This window comes from Glycomyces tenuis DSM 44171 (genome assembly GCF_000427885.1).
In the GTDB taxonomy this organism is placed as follows: domain Bacteria; phylum Actinomycetota; class Actinomycetes; order Mycobacteriales; family Micromonosporaceae; genus Glycomyces; species Glycomyces tenuis.
In genome coordinates this window covers 146010-161584 of the sequence record NZ_ATYW01000009.1, presented here as the reverse complement: position 1 = coordinate 161584, position 15575 = coordinate 146010, and the positions used below count along the sequence as shown (strand labels likewise).

The following is a 15575-nucleotide window of genomic DNA, read 5'->3' as shown; positions in this document are numbered from 1 at the left end:
AGGTCGCCCGGCACGGGCGCGCCCGTGCCGGGCGACCTCCCTAGACGGCGCGGGCGAGGCGCGCGACGACCGCGAGGGCCTCCGAGAGCCGCACCGGGTCGACCGCGCCGTCCTCGGGAAGGGCGACCGCGACCTCGCGGAGGACCTGGTCACCGTCGTCGCCGTAACCGGGGTGCACGCCCGGGCTCGGGTCGATCACCAGCCAGCCGCCCTCGGGGAACTCGTGGTAGACGCAGTAGCTGTAGCGGCTTCCGGTCGGGGTGCCGTACCGCCAGCCGCGCCTGAGGAGCCCGATGATCGGGCCGGCGCCGACCTTCGCGCCCTCGAAGCGGGCGAGCCTGCCGCTTGAGCGCTCCTCGTCGGTGAGCGTCAGGACCGGCCGGGCGAGCTGCTCGAAGGGCTGGAGGATCTCGTAGTCGGCGAAGACCTCGGCCCAGTCGGCGAGCTCGCCGCCGAGGGACAGCGGGTGCGCCACGCGCACGGCCGCGTCCTCCGGGAGCTCGAACAGCTCGTCGTCCAGGTCCGCGAGCGTGCGGTCCTCCGCGAGCCGGAACGACGTCGACGAAGCTCCCGCGGTGGCCTGGAAGACGAGCCTGCGGGCGAGCTGCCACATCAGCGGGTGGTCCACGAGGCGGCGCCCGAATTCCGCCGGGCTCCACGACCGCTGGTCGACCATCGCCGCTTCGAGGCGCCTCACCTGCTCGGCCGCGGTGGTTTTGAGTTCTTTGCGGAGGGTCGTGAAGCGCTCGTGCGCGGCCTGCGCCCGCTCCTGGTCGTCTTTCGCGGCCGGCTTGGGCGCGCTCGCGCGGCGCTTCCCCCGCTCGTCGACGAGGTAGGGCTTCAGCTGCTCGTCGAACCGGACGGTGAACGAGCGCGGGCCGTAGTCGAGGACGAGCGGTTCATCCGAGGAGAGCCCGAAATCCGGCACGAGGCGGTCAGCGAGCTGGTCGAGCGTCAGCTCCAGGCGCTCGGCGATGACCTCGATCTGCGCGGCCGCGGTCTTCTTGAGCGACTTGAACTCCCCGTTCGCGGCGATGCCCTGGACGGCGCGCAGCGAGGCCTCGGAGCCGATGTGGCCGAGGGTCTCCAGGCCCCGAACGGCCTTGCGGCTCTGGCCTTGGCCGGGCCATTCGCGGATGAGCGCGGTCAGGCGGCGCACCGTGTCGTCGTCGGCGAAGCGCCGCAGCTGGTCCATCGCCCAGCCGTCCTTCGTGGGCGAACCGGCGGCGGCCCACAGCTCGAACAGGGCCCACGAGAACGCCGTCAGCGAGGCCGGGTCGCACTCGGCGGCGAGCAGGTCCGCGCCCGGGTACAGGCGATCGGGGTCGTCGAGCGCGAGCGCGGTCATGAGGGTCCGCGTCGCGTCGTCGGGCAGCCGGCCGCGCCCGTCGCTCAGGAGCACGGGCGGCAGCATCGCCGGGTCGGCCCACGCGGCGGGCTTGGGGACGCGCCGCCGCGGGTCGAGCGGGTCGGCGTCGACGATCGCGGCGACCGCCTCGGCGGCTCCGGGCCCGTACGCGGCGGCGGCCTTGTCGAGCGTCTCCCGGTGTTCGGCGGCGAGGTACCGCAGAGCGCCCTCGGCGGACTGCCGTTCCTTGGCGTTCTTGCCCAGTGCGTCGGGGATGAGGAACGCGGCGGCCTCGGCGGGGTGGCGGTCGAGCCAGGCCCGGCCGTGCGCGCGGTCGGTGCGGCTTCGCGAGACCCAGGCGGCGGCCATGCGGGCGGCGCCGAGGTTCACGAACGGCAGCAGCGCGGGCCGACAGGAGGGCTTCTTGGCGATGAGCTCCTGGATCCTCGGCGCGGCGGCCTCGCCGTAGCGGGCGAGGATCGCGCGGACCGTCGCGAGCGAGGCGGTGTCGGCGGCGCCCTCCCACCGCTCGTAACCGGGCAGGGCCACCTCGTCGGGGGCCCACGCCAGCATATCCATGAAGTAGTAGTGGCCCGGAGCGATGGTGGCGCCCCAGGGGCTCCGCTGCCAGAAGCCCTCGGTCTTCAGGTAATGGCGCCCCTCGTACGGCGAACCGACGCCCTCGGCCCACGATCGGCGTTCGTCTTCGGCCCAGCGGAGCTCGTCCACCGGCGGAGGCGTGAGGCCGTCCGCCGCGGTCTTCTTCGCGGACGGTTTGAACGGCGTCCACGGGGGCGTGGTGAACACCGGTGGCGCGGTCTCGGCCGGCGGCGCCGGCCGCGTCGACTGGAGCAGCCGTTCGATCGCCGACCGGTCCGGCGGCTCCAGTTCGGACATGCGGTCGGCCAGCTCCGCGCGGACGAGCCCCGCCAGGCGCGCCTTGAGGAACACGGTGGCGGTGGTCCAGCGCGCCGCGACGGCCCTCAGGGTCCGCACCGGGAAGCGCGCGGCGGCGGCTTTGAGCGCCGCAGCCGCCTGCGGCAGGCTCGAGCGTTCGATGAGGAACCCGATCGCGTCCTCGGACGGCAGCCGCCCGATGGCGTCGTAGGCCTCGTCGCGGAACTCGGCGCTCGGCCGCTCGTCGTCGTCGAGGGTGGCGACCAGGATGGGCAGCGCGTCGGCTCCAAGCGCATCGACGACGCGGGCGACGCCGCCGTTGTGGGCCTGGTAGCGGTCGAGCTTCGTGACGTCCGCGAGCTCGACGTGCACGCCGCTGGAGACCATGACCCACAGCGAGTCGGTCACGGACCAGCGCTTGCGGGAGGCGGCGTACAGCTTTACGGCCTCGCGCGTCCAGTCCTCCTGCTCGGGCATGAGCATCGCGGCCGCGAAGCGGTGGGCCTCGGTGGTCCTGCGTCGGTCGACGGCGGCCCGGACCGTCTCGTACTCCTCGTCGGGGAGGGCGGCGAGGATCGAGCGCAGCGGCTCGATGCACCGGACGGTCTCGGGGCTGCGGAAAAGGCTCGAGACATCGACGGTGCGGATGGACACCGGGCCGTCGCCCCCGTGGTAGGCGTACCAGACCACCAGGTGCGCCGCGAGTTCGAGTACGGCCTCGGCGGCGAAGCCGACGCCGCGTCCGGCGATCCAGGCCCTGGTCGGGTCGCCCACATCGCGGCGCCGTCCGGCGGCGGCCCGTGAGAGCAGCTGCGCCGCCAGAGCGGCCTCGAGCGGGTCGCCGGTCCCGGCGATCCCGGCCCTGATCGGCGCCTCGTACGAGGGGTCCTCGAGGCGCGCCAGAGCGCGTTCGATGTCGTTCTCGTACCGCGCGAAGCGGTTCTGGAGCTCCCGCACCGCGTCGGGGCCGATCTCGACGGGCCGGGGCGTGCCGCGCCCGCGCCGGTCGAGGAGCTCGGAGGCCCAGGATTCGGGGATGTCGACGGTGTCCTCGCCGGCGATGGAGGGATAGTCAGTCGTGTTCACGCCATGGAGCATAAGAACCCAGTACGACAGCGCCGCCGGGACGTCGATTCGAACGCCCGGTCTCAGGCGGGGTTGCTCGCGGTGACGATCCAGACCGCGCCGGGGAAGCGGACGACGCCCTCGACGCGGTGGCGGCGCAGCTCGGCGCGCACCTCGTCCACGAGGGACTCCCAGCCTTCCTCGCCGAGGCGGGGCAGCAGCTGCTCCTTGGCGAGACGGCCGGTGCCGCCGTTGAGGATCGTGGCGAGCCGCTCCTCGACACCGTCGCCGCCGTCGATCCCGTAATCGCACGTGAAATCGAGGGCGTCGGCCTTCACCGAGTCCCACCCGGCGGCGGCCAGCATCGAGGCCGTCCGCCCGGCGTCGGCGAACGCGGTCGGCCCGGGCGCGTCGGGCGCGGACGGCTCGGGCTGCGGGTCGAGCCTGTCGATGAGGATCTGCGAGCCGAGGCTGAATATCGGGTTCTCCTCTTCGCTTCGCCAGCAGGCGAACACGAGCCGGGCGCCGGGCGCGGCAGCGGAGCGGACGTTCGCGAACGCGGCCTCGGGGTCCTCGAAGAACATGACGCCGAAGCGCGAGACGACCCGGTCGAACGGCGCCCCGGAGGTCTCGGCGAGGAGGTCTTCGGTCTGCGCGTCGGCGATGAGGACGGTCGCCTCGGGCACGCGGCGGCGTGCGGCCGCGGCCATGCCCTCGGAGATGTCCACGCCGACGACCTCGGCGCCCGCCGCGGCGCTCTTCGCGAGCAGCGTCCCGGTCCCGCAGCCGACGTCGAGCAACCGCCGCCCGGCCACCGGAGCGGCCTGTTCGAGGATCGCCGCCGTCACCGGCGCGAACACGGCGTCGAGGATCGCCTCGTTCGCCACCCACCCGGCCGCCCCGTCCGTCCAGTTCTGTCGCATCGTTTCATTCGCCACAGCGACACTCTACTCAAACGGCCGGAGCCGGGCTCCGGATCTCCGCGGCCGTAGGGAGACCTGTCGGGGAGCGGTGTGATGATGACCGTCATGAATGTTCGATGGGGACTGCTCGGTGTGCCGTCGAGCGCGGGGGCGCACACACCGGGACTGGAGAAGGGCCCGGCGGCGATCCGCGCGGCAGGCCTGGTCGAGCTGCTGCCCGGCGGGGCCGAGGACCACGGGGACGTGATGGCGTTTCGCTGGCGGCCCGACCACGAGCGTCCCGACGGCAAGCACGCCGCCGTCGTGGCCGAGGTCGCCGAGCAGACCGCGTCCGGGGTGGCGCGGATCCTGGAGGCCGGCCAGACGCCGGTGGTCGTCGGCGGCGACTGCTCGATCACCGTCGGCGTGGTCGCGGGCTTCGTCCGAAGCGGTGTTCGGCCGGCGCTGCTCTACGTCGACGGCGGCTCGGACCTGTACACACCGGAGACTCGTCGGTCAGTAGAGTGTCGTGATGGCCGGGCGGATGAACGAGTCGCTGGTGGCGCTCCTCGAGGAGCGTTACGGCCTGTCGGCCGGGCGGGCGGCACCGGTCCGGGGCCTGGGCGACGAATGCGAGATCTGGAAGGTCTCGCGGGACGGCGGATTCGCCGTCCGCGTCAGCCCGGAGACCAGGTCGGCGAGCGACCTGGAGTGGGTGTACCGAGTCGTCGAGCGCTTCGCCGCCGCGGTCCCCGAGGCGGTGGCCCCGCTCAGGGGCGCCGATCACCGGACGGTCGCGGTGTGGAAGGGCCGACCGGTCTCGGTATGGCCTTGGATCGAGGGGGCGCAGCTCGACCGTGACGAGCCGAGGGCTCGTCGGCAGGCCGCCGAACTGCTGGCGCGGCTCCACTCGGCGGCCGAGGAGCTGAACCTCGGCGGGCGACGGCCGCTTCCGGTTCCGCGGTGCGAGCGGTGCGCTCACTGGGAGGACCTGAGCGATCCGGCGCTCGACGCGGCGCTGCTCGCCTGGGAGCGGCGAGCGCGGTCGAAGCCCTTGGCGGTGCACGGGGACTTCTATCGCAGAAACCTGATCTGCCGGGACGGCGCCATCGCGGGGCTGATCGATTGGGACGAGTTGCGGGTGGACCATCCCGAACGCGAACTCGCCTGGGCGGCATGGGAGCTGTCGAAGAACCCGGCCGGCAACGCCATCATGCTCGAACGAGCCGGGGGCTTCCTCGACGCCTACGCCCGAACCGGCAGGCGAAGGGTCGACCGGGCCGACCTCGTCCCCTTGATCCGCGAGGGGCTGCGAGTGGAGATCTGCCGCAACCGGACCGCACGGGGGCCGGGAGCGCCCGACGACGACTACACCGCCGCGGAAGCGCGCGCTTTCCGGGATCTTCGCGGCGCCGCCCTGTGAACCGAGCGCCGCAGCGGCGGTTCGGCCTTGACGCCCGGGCAGTCGGCTTCCGCGGCCTCAGTCCTCGGCTCGGACCACCACCACCGGGCAGGCGGCACGGGTGACGCAGTGCAGGCTCACCGAGCCGATCAGGGTGCCGACGAGGCCGCCGCGGCCGCGGCTGCCGACCACCAGCAGGTCCGCTCCCTCGGAGTGTTCGACCAGGACCTTCGACGGATGTCCCATCTCCGTCACGCGTTCGACGTCGAGGCCGCCGTGCTCGCCGAGAGCCTCGTCGACCGTTTCTCTGAGCACTCGCTCGGCCGCGGAGCGGAATTCCCCGCTGGGCACGGCCGCCACCGCCGTGCCGTACATGGCCGGGATCTGCCAGGCATGGACGGCCTCGATCCTCGCGCCCGTCTGCTCGGCGTATCCCAATGCCCATCGCAGTGCCCGCACCGCGGGCTCCGAGCCGTCGATGCCGACCACGACCTGCTGCTGCTTTTGCGGCATCACCATCATCCTTTCCCGGGCAAGCTCTCTTCAGTCTCGCCCAGGACGCGGCGTTCGTGGTCGAATTCCCGAATGTGCGGGGTGGTCGTCCGACCCGCCGAGTGATCGGCGGCGAATCCGAAAACCGTCAGGTCGAGAGCGGGTCTGCGTTTACGATGCTCAGATGAGTCGGCCTCGCCTCGTCCGGCTCGGCCGACGCACCGAAACGGGGGCTCTCCATATGAAGGCACTGCTCAACTCACTCAACGAGAACGAGTTGTCCTTGGTCCGCGAGACCGAGAGGGAACGGCTGGTCGAACTCGACGAGGACGCGCTGGCGCACCTGCACGACCGTGTGCGGCGCGCCCGGAACAAGTACGTCGGCCTCTACCGTCGCGAGGGCGGCGCGAAGGTGGTCGAGCACGGCGGCCGCGGCAAGGCCAGACCGAAGAACCTGCGCAACGCGCAGAAGGCCGAGGTGTTCGAGGACGCGCTCGCCAGGGTGAGCAGGGCTCTGGCGCAGGCGGCCCGCCGCAGCGCCACAGAGCTCAAGAACCTGCGCCTCGACGCCGTCCGCAAGGCGAGGAACACCGCGCCTCCACGGCCTGCCGCACCTGAGCGGCGGACCCGACCGGCCACCGCGCCACGAGCCAAGGCCCCCTCCCCCGCGACGCGGAAACGCCGCGCCTCCAGCATGGCCAAGGGAGCGCGCCGCCAGGCCAAGCGCGACGCCCGCTGAGTCGGCGCGACCGCGACGCCGTCCGGCTCCCGAGCGGGCATCTTCGGCGCTAGGTCGTCAGGTCTGCCAGCCGACTCGCCAGCAGCTCGGCTTCCTCGGGGTCCGTGCGGATTCCGAAAACCTCGTCGAGCAGCTTGGGCACCTGGTGCGGCCGGACGGTCTCCTTCGTCGGGGCCCGGCCCGGGTACTCGGTCGTCCACGTGAGCGCGTCGAGCGCGTCGAGCCGGTCGGGGCGCAGCCGCTGGACGTACGGGCGGATGACGAACGGGGAGTGGTCGTTCGAGGCCACGAAGTGGTTCCCGACCGCGAAATCGACGGGGTACTGCGGGTTCTCGGTGAAGACCTGCCGCACCGTCCAGCCTTCCGGCCCTTCCGGTCCGTCGCCGATCTGATGCACGGCCCAGCCCGGCGATCCGTGGGTGATCTCCTGCCACCGCAGCAGGTACGGCCACGGGCCCGCTTCGCTCCGGGCGCCGTCCGCCAGCTCGATGGGCTCCAAGGGGCTGGCGCCGAAACCGACGTCGCTCAGCCAGCGCGTGCCGTCCAGCTCCACGAGCAGCATCGCGTGCGTCGCCGGGCGCGGCCTGCGGGAGTCCGCGCCGAGCTGCACCCGGCCCGAGACGGCGGTGAAGTGGAAGCCGAGCTTCTCCAAGACGGCGGCGAAGAGCAGGACGTGCTCGAAGCAGTAGCCGCCCCGGCCGCGGCGCACCAGCTTGTCCTGCACCGAAGGCAGGTCGAGCCGCACCTCACGGTGCAGGAAGCTGTCGAGCGTGCCCCACCGCACGGTCAGCACGTGCGCGCGTTGCAGGGCTCGCAGCGTCTCCATGGTGGGGAGACGGTCGCCCTCGTACTTCAGGAAGGCGAGATAGGCGCCGAGGTCGAGTTCCTCGCTGTTCCACATGTGGAGGACAACATCCCCGCCACGACTCGTATTCCGCCTCCGGCGCCACTTCGGGGCCGTGGGGCCGGGGCGAGTCGACGGTCTCGCTCAGGACGTGGCGGATCCGTGCCGTTTCCGTGCGGGCGCGATCCAATCTGGAGATCACCGCTCGCTCATCGCCCGAGCGGTGTCACCGGAATCCCGACTCAGAGGAGGACACATGTCCAAATCATTCAGGTACCTCGGCCGCGCTGCCGCCGTGGCGGCCGCCGCGGCCGCTGCCGTGCTCATGCTGGCCGCCGCCCCGGCGCAGGCCACCACCAGCGCGGACTTCGAGGTCCAGGTCTGCGGCAACCCCGGTCACCCCGCCTGCTGGAGCTGACGGGGCGCTGGGCGCGGCACCGCACCGGTTCGGAGCGGCCCCGCGCCCTTCCATGAGGTTCGAGAAGCCGTATCCGTCGCGGGCGAAAGCCGCACCCGCTTCGTGAGCGGGAGGCGCACTCCTCGCTCGCCAAGCACGGATACGGCAAGGCCGGCGCCTGCCGGTGTCGGGATCGATCCCGACACCGGCAGGCGCCGGTCGTTAGAGTGAAACGGAGCCTACGAGGAGGCTCGAGGGCGGGATTCGCGTCCGAGGTCATCGCTTCGGCTCACTGACCGGTGCATTCGCTCATGGGCTGGAAACCGCTCCCCGCAATAGGACGCGCGGCCGTCGGAGACCGACACCACCCGATCTCCGGGCCGAAGCTCGATGTCCTGGTGGGTGATGAGCACCAGCGCCTTGTCGGCGGTGTGCTCGCGCAGCACCGAGTACACCTGCCGAGCGGTCATGCCGTCGAGCGAGCCGGTCGGCTCATCGACGACCAGCATCCGGCAGTCGGCCAGCATGGCGCGCGCGAGTCCGATGCGCTGCCGCTCCCCTCCCGAAAGCGCACGGCCGCCGTCGCCGACGCGCGTCCCGATGCCTTGCGGGAGCGCGGCGACCATGCGGTCGAGACCGACCAGGGCCACGACCCGTTCGATCGCCTCGTCCGAAGCCGCTCTCGCTCCGAAGGCGAGGTTCTCGCGGAGGGAGCAATCGAACAGCACGGGGTCCTGCGGCACCAGGGTGACGATTCGCCGCAGCGCTTCGGGGGTCACCGGCCGGCCGTCGATCTCGACCGTTCCCGAGCACGGCGACATCAAGCCCGCGAGCACCATCGCCAACGTGCTCTTCCCCGAGCCGCTCCGACCCACGATCACCGTCGCGGTCCCGGAGGGGAGACGCAGGCTGACCTTGTCGAGCGCGGGACCGTCACGGCCCGGATACGTGTAGGAGACCTCGCGGAGCCGGATGGTCGAAGCGGGGGGCCGCGGGCCCGCCGGCTCCCGCGGTGCCGGTTCGTCCATCGGCAGGTCCAGATACTCGAACATCCGCTCGAAGACGACCGTGGAGGTCTGCAGGTTGCCGCTGATCCGCAGGAGCGACTGGATGGGGCCGGACAGCCGAAGCTGCATCATGACCAGAACCAGGATCGTGCCGATCGTCAGGTCGGCGAAGAAGGTTCCACCCATCCAGTAGATCAGCGGCGGAATGCACGCGAAGGCCAGCGCAACCAGGCTGGCCGCGGCCGCGCCGACCATGGCCTGCCTCACCACGGTGTCGCGGATGTCGTCGCAACCGGCGACGATCCTCGCGCGCTGAGCGGCCTCTTGGTTCATCGTCCTGGACAGGAGCTGTCCTTGGAACGACATGTGCTCGCCGAGCCGCTTCATCAACTCGGCCAGCAGCAGCTGCCGCTGTTTCGAGAGTGCTTTCCTGCGTCGGGCGAATCGGTTGTTGAGGAGGCTGAGCAGGAACGCGGCGGCCAGGGAGACGACCGCCAACGGCCAGCTCAAGATCACCATGACGATGACGAAGCCGATGAGGTTCGCCAGCGAGCCGATGAACGACTGGGCGGTCGTGGTGACGAGCCGCTCCACGGCTCCGATATCGCTGATCATGCGCGACTGCACCTCGGAGTGGCCACGACCGAAGAAGGTCAGCGGCTGGGCCGCGACCCGATCGTAGGTGTCGGCCCGAAGCCGGGCTATCACCCGTTGCCCCGTCCAGGAGGTGAGCACGGACTGGCAGTACGCCATCGCACCGGAGAGCGCCCCCACGCCGACGAGGGAGCCGCAGAGCCAGGCGAGCAGTTCCAGGTCACGTTCCGGCAGGGCCTCATCGACGATGCGCAGCAGGATCAACGGTCCGGCGATACCGAGGCCAACACTCGACAGGACCATCAGCGATGAGAGCAGTACCTGCCACCGGTAGGGTCGGAACCGCTTCGCCATCCGCGAGACGACGCGGCGCCCGTTCCACTGCGGTTCGGCGGCGGGAGCGGCGCTCATGCGGATTCGGTTGAGGGCGCCGTACCGTAGCCGATCGTCACGGTGAGCAGGTGCCGCGCATCGCGTCCGCCGCGCCGGAGGAAGCCGGTGAACTCGGAGCAGGCCTTGCCGAACATGCAGCCGTCGAGCCCGAAGCCGACCGCCGCCATCCAGAACGCGTGCCCCAGGGCCCCCGCGCGGGTCAGCAGGTCGCCGTATCGGTGCGCCGCGCCGGGACCGGCCGGGCCGGTGATGAGCAGCATGACCGGCGCCGCCGCGTAGTGCTCGGCCAATGCGCATGCGAGCTTCCCGGTGTCCTGCGCGCGGATCCGTTCGAGCCCTGATCGCACCCGGTAGAGCGGATCGCGGCCCCGGCCCTCACGCACCAGCAGGTACGGCCCCAGGGCGGCTCCCTCGTCGTCGAGCGCACCCCATTGCGCTCGGTGCGTCTGCAGCGCGGTCGACAGCACCAGGTCGATCAGCGCCGCCGGCACCGGGGCGTTCGTGTACTCGCGGTGGGAACGACGGCGGCGGAGCGCCTCGCGCAGGGGCGTCCCGGCGTCGGCCGCGATGGTGCGCCGTTGGGGTCGGGCCGCCGCCCCTTGGCGCGACCACATCATCGACCTGACCGCGGCCGCGGGTTCGTCTTCGGCGAAGATCGGCATTCGTGGCTCCTCTCAGCGGCCGCGGACGCCCGCGACGGCGGCGATGGCCTGCCCCGTCCGGTGCAATAGCAGCTCGTGGTTCAACTCAGGCGCCCATTCGCGGGCGAACACCGTGTCCCATCCGAGGGCGTCGCAGACGGCATGCAGCTGGGACGACGCGCAGCCGACGTCCAACAGGCTCAGCCTGACGGCGAAATCGCCGTACTTCTCCGCGATCCGCCGGTGGTCGCTGACCAGCAGCACCAGGCAGTCGTATTCCGAGGCGTCGAAACCGGGTCCGGTCAGCGCGTCGAGACTCGCCGAGTCGATCGGCTCGGGCGTGACCGCCAGCAGTTCGTGGCCGAGGTCCATGTACTTGAATCGGTTTCCGGGAAGCCCGGGCACACCGGCCGGGATGATCGCGTAAGCCTCGACCGAGCCGAGGTTCCCGCCGGACGGCGTCCATCGGCGGTCCTCTCCGGGGGGCTCGGATCGGAACCCCGCCACCAGGTTCAGGACGGCGCCGAGCAGATCGGCGCTGAAACCGGTCGCCGCGGCGGGCGCGGGGTCGCCGAGCCTCCCCTCCAGCGGCGGGTCGACCTCAGGCAGTTTCAGCCGGGGATGCGTCTCGAAGGCGTCCCGGACCAGCTCGAGCCCGCGCAGTTGCTCCCGCCGCCCGGCCGACACCGGCTCGTCCGTGCGAACGGGCAGCGGCGGGCGAGCCTGCGCCAGTTCGTATGCGTGCACCAGGGCTTCGTCATCGGCCGGTTCGGCATGCGGTTCGGCGTTGCAGGCGCGGCAATCGAGATACGGCGTCATCCAATGGTCTTCGCTGTGCCACCGCTCGAGGTCGATCCGCCGCACCTGGTAAGGCTTGAGGAAGAGCGGGGAACCGGCCAGGAAGTTGACGATCTCGCCCGCCGCCAGACCTTGGGCGGAGTGGACGTCGGCCTCGCGGGGGCCGATGTGGTCGGTCTGCGACCAGCCGTGTCGGCGTCTGCTCCGGTCGATGCAGTCGTCGCAGCCGGGCAGGGAGGGCAGGAAGTAGGGGCCGATCTCGACGTGGGTCCCCGAAAGGCGGACCCGGAGGCGGGGCGTCTCCGCTCGGCCCGGCGGGACCGGCGTCGTGGGCGCCGAAGCCACCTGAGGTCCGATGTCGACGACGAGTGCTGGCTCCCCGCCGGTTCCCCGCCGCTCCTCGGCCCAGTCCTCCGTCGCCACATGGGCTCGGACGCCGTTTTCGGTCAGCAGCGCCCGCAGGCCGGTCAGGGCACCCGTCGCGCCGGACAATACGACGCCGCGATCGAGGGCTCGCAGCAGCGACGCGGTGTCGCGGTGAGCGCCGAGAGCGTGCCGGTGCCTCGCGTAGTAGGTGAGCGTCTCGGCGGTGAGGCCCTCCCCGGGCGGCTCCGGCTCCGAGTCGAGGAGCATCCGCTCGTCGAGCATGCCGAGTACCAGTTCGACTTGCGGGACGCCCATGCCCGCGGCCGCGGCGAGGTCCTCGACGCTGTGACCCCCGTCGAGACGGGGAAGGAGTTCCGAGGCCACCAGCGGCGCCGAGGCGCCCTTCAGGACGAGCCGCCGCGGACCGGAGGCGACCACGGCCCCCTCGGGTGTCGCGACGATGTCGGCGCCGGGGCTGAGCCGCGGCCTCCAGGGGCGGTTCCGCGCCGTCGCCCGCATACTCACTGCCTTCCATCCGGTTCGGTGGGCCGCGATGACGCGCACGTGCCGCAGCCGTGGACACCGATGACGGTGTGCGACGAGACGGGCGCGGCGCTCAGCAGCCGGATCGAGACGATCCGGTTCGCCGCCGCGTCGTCCGAACGCATTCTTTCGAGTACCGACGCGGCCAGCCGGACATGACCGGGAAGGAAGCCGAGGCGCTCCGAGACCGCCCCCGCGGCCTTGAGGATCGCGATGGTCCGTCGATGCGGTTCGTGCTGCCATTCGCGGGTCCGCACGCATCGGTGGCAGACTCCGCCGCCCGGTCGCATCAGGGGACCGATGTCGATCTTCGTGTCCTTGAGGATCGCGGGAAGCCAGCAGACCCGGTCGGCGATCGCCTGATCGCCGAGGGCGTCCCAGTTCGGGTGGTCCTTCCCTCCGGCGACTATGCGGGGTTCGCGGTGCTCGCCCGCCACCTGGTCCGGGGTTCGCCACGAGGCGATCCGGCGGACCGGGCGGTGACGGCCCAGCTCGGCGGCGATCGCCTTCCCGAACGGGTCCAGCGCGATCACTTCTGCGGCTGCTACGCGAACGGCTGCGGCCATGGGTTGAGCTCCTCCTCTCCATGCGCTCCGTAGCCCATCCGAGCCGGCGCCTCGTAGAGCCTGGGATGCGCCTTGAACTGCGCGAAGGGGTCGAGGCTCATCGGTTGCAGGTCCGGGACGACCATGTTGACGGCCGTCAGGCCCGCTTCCCGCAGCTCCTTCACGGTCCGATCGACTCGGACGGCCCGGTAGCCCAGACGGTGCAAGCGGTCGACGACGGTCTTCAGCGCCGCCGTCGCCGATTCAGGAAGCGGTTCGCGGCACCGCCGACGCCGCTTCTCGGCACCCTCGGTCAAGAAGTCGAAGGCACCGGACCTGGTCCGTTCACCCATGTAGCTCGCCCCGTCGAGGACATCGCCGATGTCCTCGGGCCCGGCGACGGCCTTTCGGCGCTCTCGCACGATCCTCATGATGGACACGGCTTCCAGGACGGCCTTCTCCGCCGCGTCGCACATGCGGCGCCCCGCCGCAGCTCCGACCACTTGGGAGCATCGGTCATCGTATTCGGAGGTCAAGAGGCAGTAGACCGTCGGGACGTTGAGATCCGACGTCGCATCGAAGAGGTATGTCTCGACGAACCGCTGCCGCAGCCACGCGATGAGACCGACAACCGATTCCGAACGGGCGTCGTCATCGACCAGCGGCAGCCGTAGCCGCTGCAACCAGACGAGGCTCACCATGTCCCGCTCGACGACCTCCAGCAGGCCCCTGAGAGCGGCCTCGTCCGGTCGCGTATGGACCGCGAAACCGGTCGATATGTCATAGGAGAACCGCTCGGACTCGGTCTTATCGCCGAGCTGGTACGTGGCCATCGTCGAGGGGACCCAGGTCTTTCGGCCGCTTCGCATGTCGACGCCCGGGGACCAGCGGATCGGCTGCGCGCCGTCGAAGGGCCTGAGCGGGCATCTCGGGTCGCCGTACTCGGACGGCGAGCAGGCGGGGTACCTCCACGGCTCCAGGAAGTCCTGGTCGTCTCGGACGTCGTCGCCGGAGCGCCGAACGCGCTCCTCCCCCAGGATGTCGGCCGCAGCGTATCGCTCGGCCCCCTCCGCGATCGCCTTGAGTCTCGCGTCGTCCGGCGACAGCAGGGACCGGCCGGCGCAGGCGACCGGGGAGTCCCCGCGGTCCTCGGGCAGCACTCCGACGGTCCCCGCGAATCCGTGAAGCGATTCCGGGCTCCACCCCACGGAGGACTTGACGGCCGACACCACCCCGAACGGCGACACCAGCCTCTCAAGCGACTCGAGAACCTCCATTGCGCCCCTTCCGCTTCGGTGTCCGGTTCTGAACGATGTCGATCGGGATGTTCGGGGCCGCGCTGACGCCGCCGGCGCGCCGGCCCCGAATGTCGTGCCGGTGCTCAGGGGACCCGAGTGTGGCAGTCACCGACGCAGCCGGCACAGCAATCACCATTGTCGTCCCTGACGTCGGGACTCATCTCGGCGTCCTCTTCCTCGATCTGCAGGTCGAGTTCCTGTTCGAGCTTGTCCACGATGGCATCCTCCTCGTTGCGAGCGGCGGCGCTCCGTGTCCGCGTGGAGCACCGCTCGGAAGCATCTTGTGCCGGATACGCACAGGGCCTGCACGGATTCCGCACGGCGTCGGTCGTAGAGTGGAAGCCGTGCGGATCACGGTGCTCGGGAGTTGCGGCGCGTGGCCGTCGGCCGGTGGGAGCTGCAGCGGATTCCTCGTCGAACACGAGGGGTTCCGGCTCGTCATGGACCTCGGTCATGCCGCTTTCCCGCGGTTGCTGGAGCATTCGGCGCCGCACGGCGTCGACGCGGCGCTGTTCAGCCACGGGCATCCCGACCACTGCGCCGATCTCAATCCGCTGCTGCGCGCCAGGGCCATGGTCGACACCCCGCCGCCCGCGCTGCCGCTCTACGCGCCGCCCGGAGAGCTCGCGGCGGTCCTCGCGCTGGACCGGCCCGGGATGCTGGACGAGGCCTACCGGCTCCACGAGTTCGACCCGGGCGAACGGTTCGCGATCGGCCCGTTCGACGTCACGACCCGGTTGCTGCCGCATTCGAGGCCCAACGCGGGCATCCGCTTGGAGGGGGGCGGGCGGTCGCTCGTCTACACCGGCGACACCGGGCCCAGCCCCGTGATCGCCGAGCTGGCACGCGGGGCGGACGTGCTCATCGCCGAGGCCACCTACGCCGAGGAGATGCCCGCGGACCTCGCCGGGGAGCTCTCCACCGCGCGGCAGGCCGCCGGGCATGCCGCGCGGGCGCGTGTGGGCCGCCTGCTGCTGACCCATCTGTGGCCCGGATCGGAGCCGCAGGCGTTCATCGAGGCGGCCGGGCGGGCGTGGGACGGCGAGGTCGCGATCGCCGACACCGGCATGGTGATCGACCTCGACTGAGCCGCCGCCCGGGGAAGCGGTGTCCAAAGTTCACTATCGGATGGCACGTCTTCGCCGTAACCGTGACGCATGAGCCTCGTTATGCCATTCATGATGCGGCGGCATGAATGATGGTCGTCAATCCGGTGGCGGGTGCCGAGGGCGGCCCCGCGTCCGGCCCTGGATGGTCGCTCCGCTGCGTCGACGCCGCTGCATCAGCGTCCTCGACGGTCGAGG

The 15575-nt window shown here is 71.4% G+C and carries 14 protein-coding genes and 1 pseudogene; 5 read left to right on the top strand and 10 right to left on the bottom strand.

Annotation, left to right across the window (positions count from 1 at the left end; all coding sequences use genetic code 11):
* Nucleotides 1-40: 40 nt before the first annotated feature.
* Together YWW_RS34090 and YWW_RS0112370 are read right to left on the bottom strand one after the other, a co-directional pair.
* Complete coding sequence (locus tag YWW_RS34090; RefSeq protein WP_155830155.1) at nt 41-3331, bottom strand: DUF4132 domain-containing protein; 3291 nt, start codon at nt 3329-3331, stop codon at nt 41-43.
* A 62-nt stretch (nt 3332-3393) separates the two neighbouring features.
* Nucleotides 3394-4248: a class I SAM-dependent methyltransferase gene (locus YWW_RS0112370; protein ID WP_026930366.1), complete on the bottom strand. Its 855-nt coding sequence runs from the start codon at nt 4246-4248 to the stop codon at nt 3394-3396.
* A 78-nt stretch (nt 4249-4326) separates the two neighbouring features.
* Here YWW_RS0112370 and YWW_RS38240 point away from each other — a divergent pair.
* A pseudogene (locus YWW_RS38240) lies at nt 4327-4713 on the top strand (arginase family protein); the annotation flags it as partial.
* A 31-nt stretch (nt 4714-4744) separates the two neighbouring features.
* Nucleotides 4745-5635 carry a phosphotransferase gene (locus tag YWW_RS34085; RefSeq protein ID WP_051325721.1) on the top strand — a complete coding sequence of 297 codons (891 nt, stop codon included), beginning with the start codon at nt 4745-4747 and terminating at the stop codon, nt 5633-5635.
* A gap of 57 nt (nt 5636-5692) precedes the next feature.
* On the opposite strand, the gene YWW_RS0112360 is transcribed toward YWW_RS34085, so the two are convergent.
* Complete coding sequence (locus YWW_RS0112360) at nt 5693-6127, bottom strand: universal stress protein (protein ID WP_051325720.1); 435 nt, start codon at nt 6125-6127, stop codon at nt 5693-5695.
* 220 nt (nt 6128-6347) lie between these two features.
* On the opposite strand from YWW_RS0112360, the gene YWW_RS0112355 reads away from it, so the two are divergent.
* The gene (locus YWW_RS0112355) at nt 6348-6845 is read left to right on the top strand and encodes a hypothetical protein (RefSeq protein WP_026930364.1); all 498 of its coding nucleotides are present in this window, start codon (nt 6348-6350) and stop codon (nt 6843-6845) included.
* Between the two features lie 49 nt (nt 6846-6894).
* Here YWW_RS0112355 and YWW_RS0112350 read toward each other — a convergent pair whose 3' ends face one another.
* A complete protein-coding gene (locus YWW_RS0112350) occupies nt 6895-7746 on the bottom strand; it encodes an arylamine N-acetyltransferase family protein (RefSeq protein ID WP_026930363.1) in 852 nt (283 codons plus the stop codon).
* Nucleotides 7747-7945: 199 nt separating this feature from the next.
* Here YWW_RS0112350 and YWW_RS35955 point away from each other — a divergent pair, with 199 nt between their 5' ends.
* Complete coding sequence (locus YWW_RS35955; RefSeq protein ID WP_155830154.1) at nt 7946-8107, top strand: hypothetical protein; 162 nt, start codon at nt 7946-7948, stop codon at nt 8105-8107.
* Nucleotides 8108-8325: 218 nt separating this feature from the next.
* Here YWW_RS35955 and YWW_RS30005 read toward each other — a convergent pair whose 3' ends face one another.
* The 6 genes from YWW_RS30005 to YWW_RS37765 form a co-directional block, all read right to left on the bottom strand.
* Nucleotides 8326-10098, bottom strand: a complete 1773-nt coding sequence (locus YWW_RS30005; protein WP_051325719.1) for an ABC transporter ATP-binding protein — start codon at nt 10096-10098, stop codon at nt 8326-8328.
* Nucleotides 10095-10742, bottom strand: coding sequence for a nitroreductase family protein (locus YWW_RS0112335; RefSeq protein WP_026930362.1), 648 nt, complete (start codon nt 10740-10742; stop codon nt 10095-10097). Before YWW_RS0112335 ends, YWW_RS30005 begins: the two co-directional genes overlap by 4 nt.
* Nucleotides 10743-10754: 12 nt before the next feature.
* The gene (locus YWW_RS34080) at nt 10755-12410 is read right to left on the bottom strand and encodes a hypothetical protein (protein ID WP_155830153.1); all 1656 of its coding nucleotides are present in this window, start codon (nt 12408-12410) and stop codon (nt 10755-10757) included.
* Entirely contained in the window at nt 12407-12994 is a 588-nt protein-coding gene (locus YWW_RS0112325) for a hypothetical protein (RefSeq protein WP_155830152.1), read from the bottom strand. Before YWW_RS0112325 ends, YWW_RS34080 begins: the two co-directional genes overlap by 4 nt.
* On the bottom strand, nt 12973-14250 hold the full coding sequence (locus YWW_RS0112320; RefSeq protein ID WP_051325718.1) for a YcaO-like family protein: 1278 nt from the start codon (nt 14248-14250) through the stop codon (nt 12973-12975). The genes YWW_RS0112325 and YWW_RS0112320 overlap by 22 nt, the downstream gene beginning before the upstream one ends.
* Before the next feature lie 104 nt (nt 14251-14354).
* Entirely contained in the window at nt 14355-14486 is a 132-nt protein-coding gene (locus YWW_RS37765) for a hypothetical protein (protein ID WP_281170998.1), read from the bottom strand.
* A gap of 129 nt (nt 14487-14615) precedes the next feature.
* On the opposite strand from YWW_RS37765, the gene YWW_RS0112310 reads away from it, so the two are divergent.
* Nucleotides 14616-15359, top strand: a complete 744-nt coding sequence (locus YWW_RS0112310) for an MBL fold metallo-hydrolase (protein WP_026930358.1) — start codon at nt 14616-14618, stop codon at nt 15357-15359.
* The last annotated feature ends 216 nt before the right edge of the window (nt 15360-15575 follow it).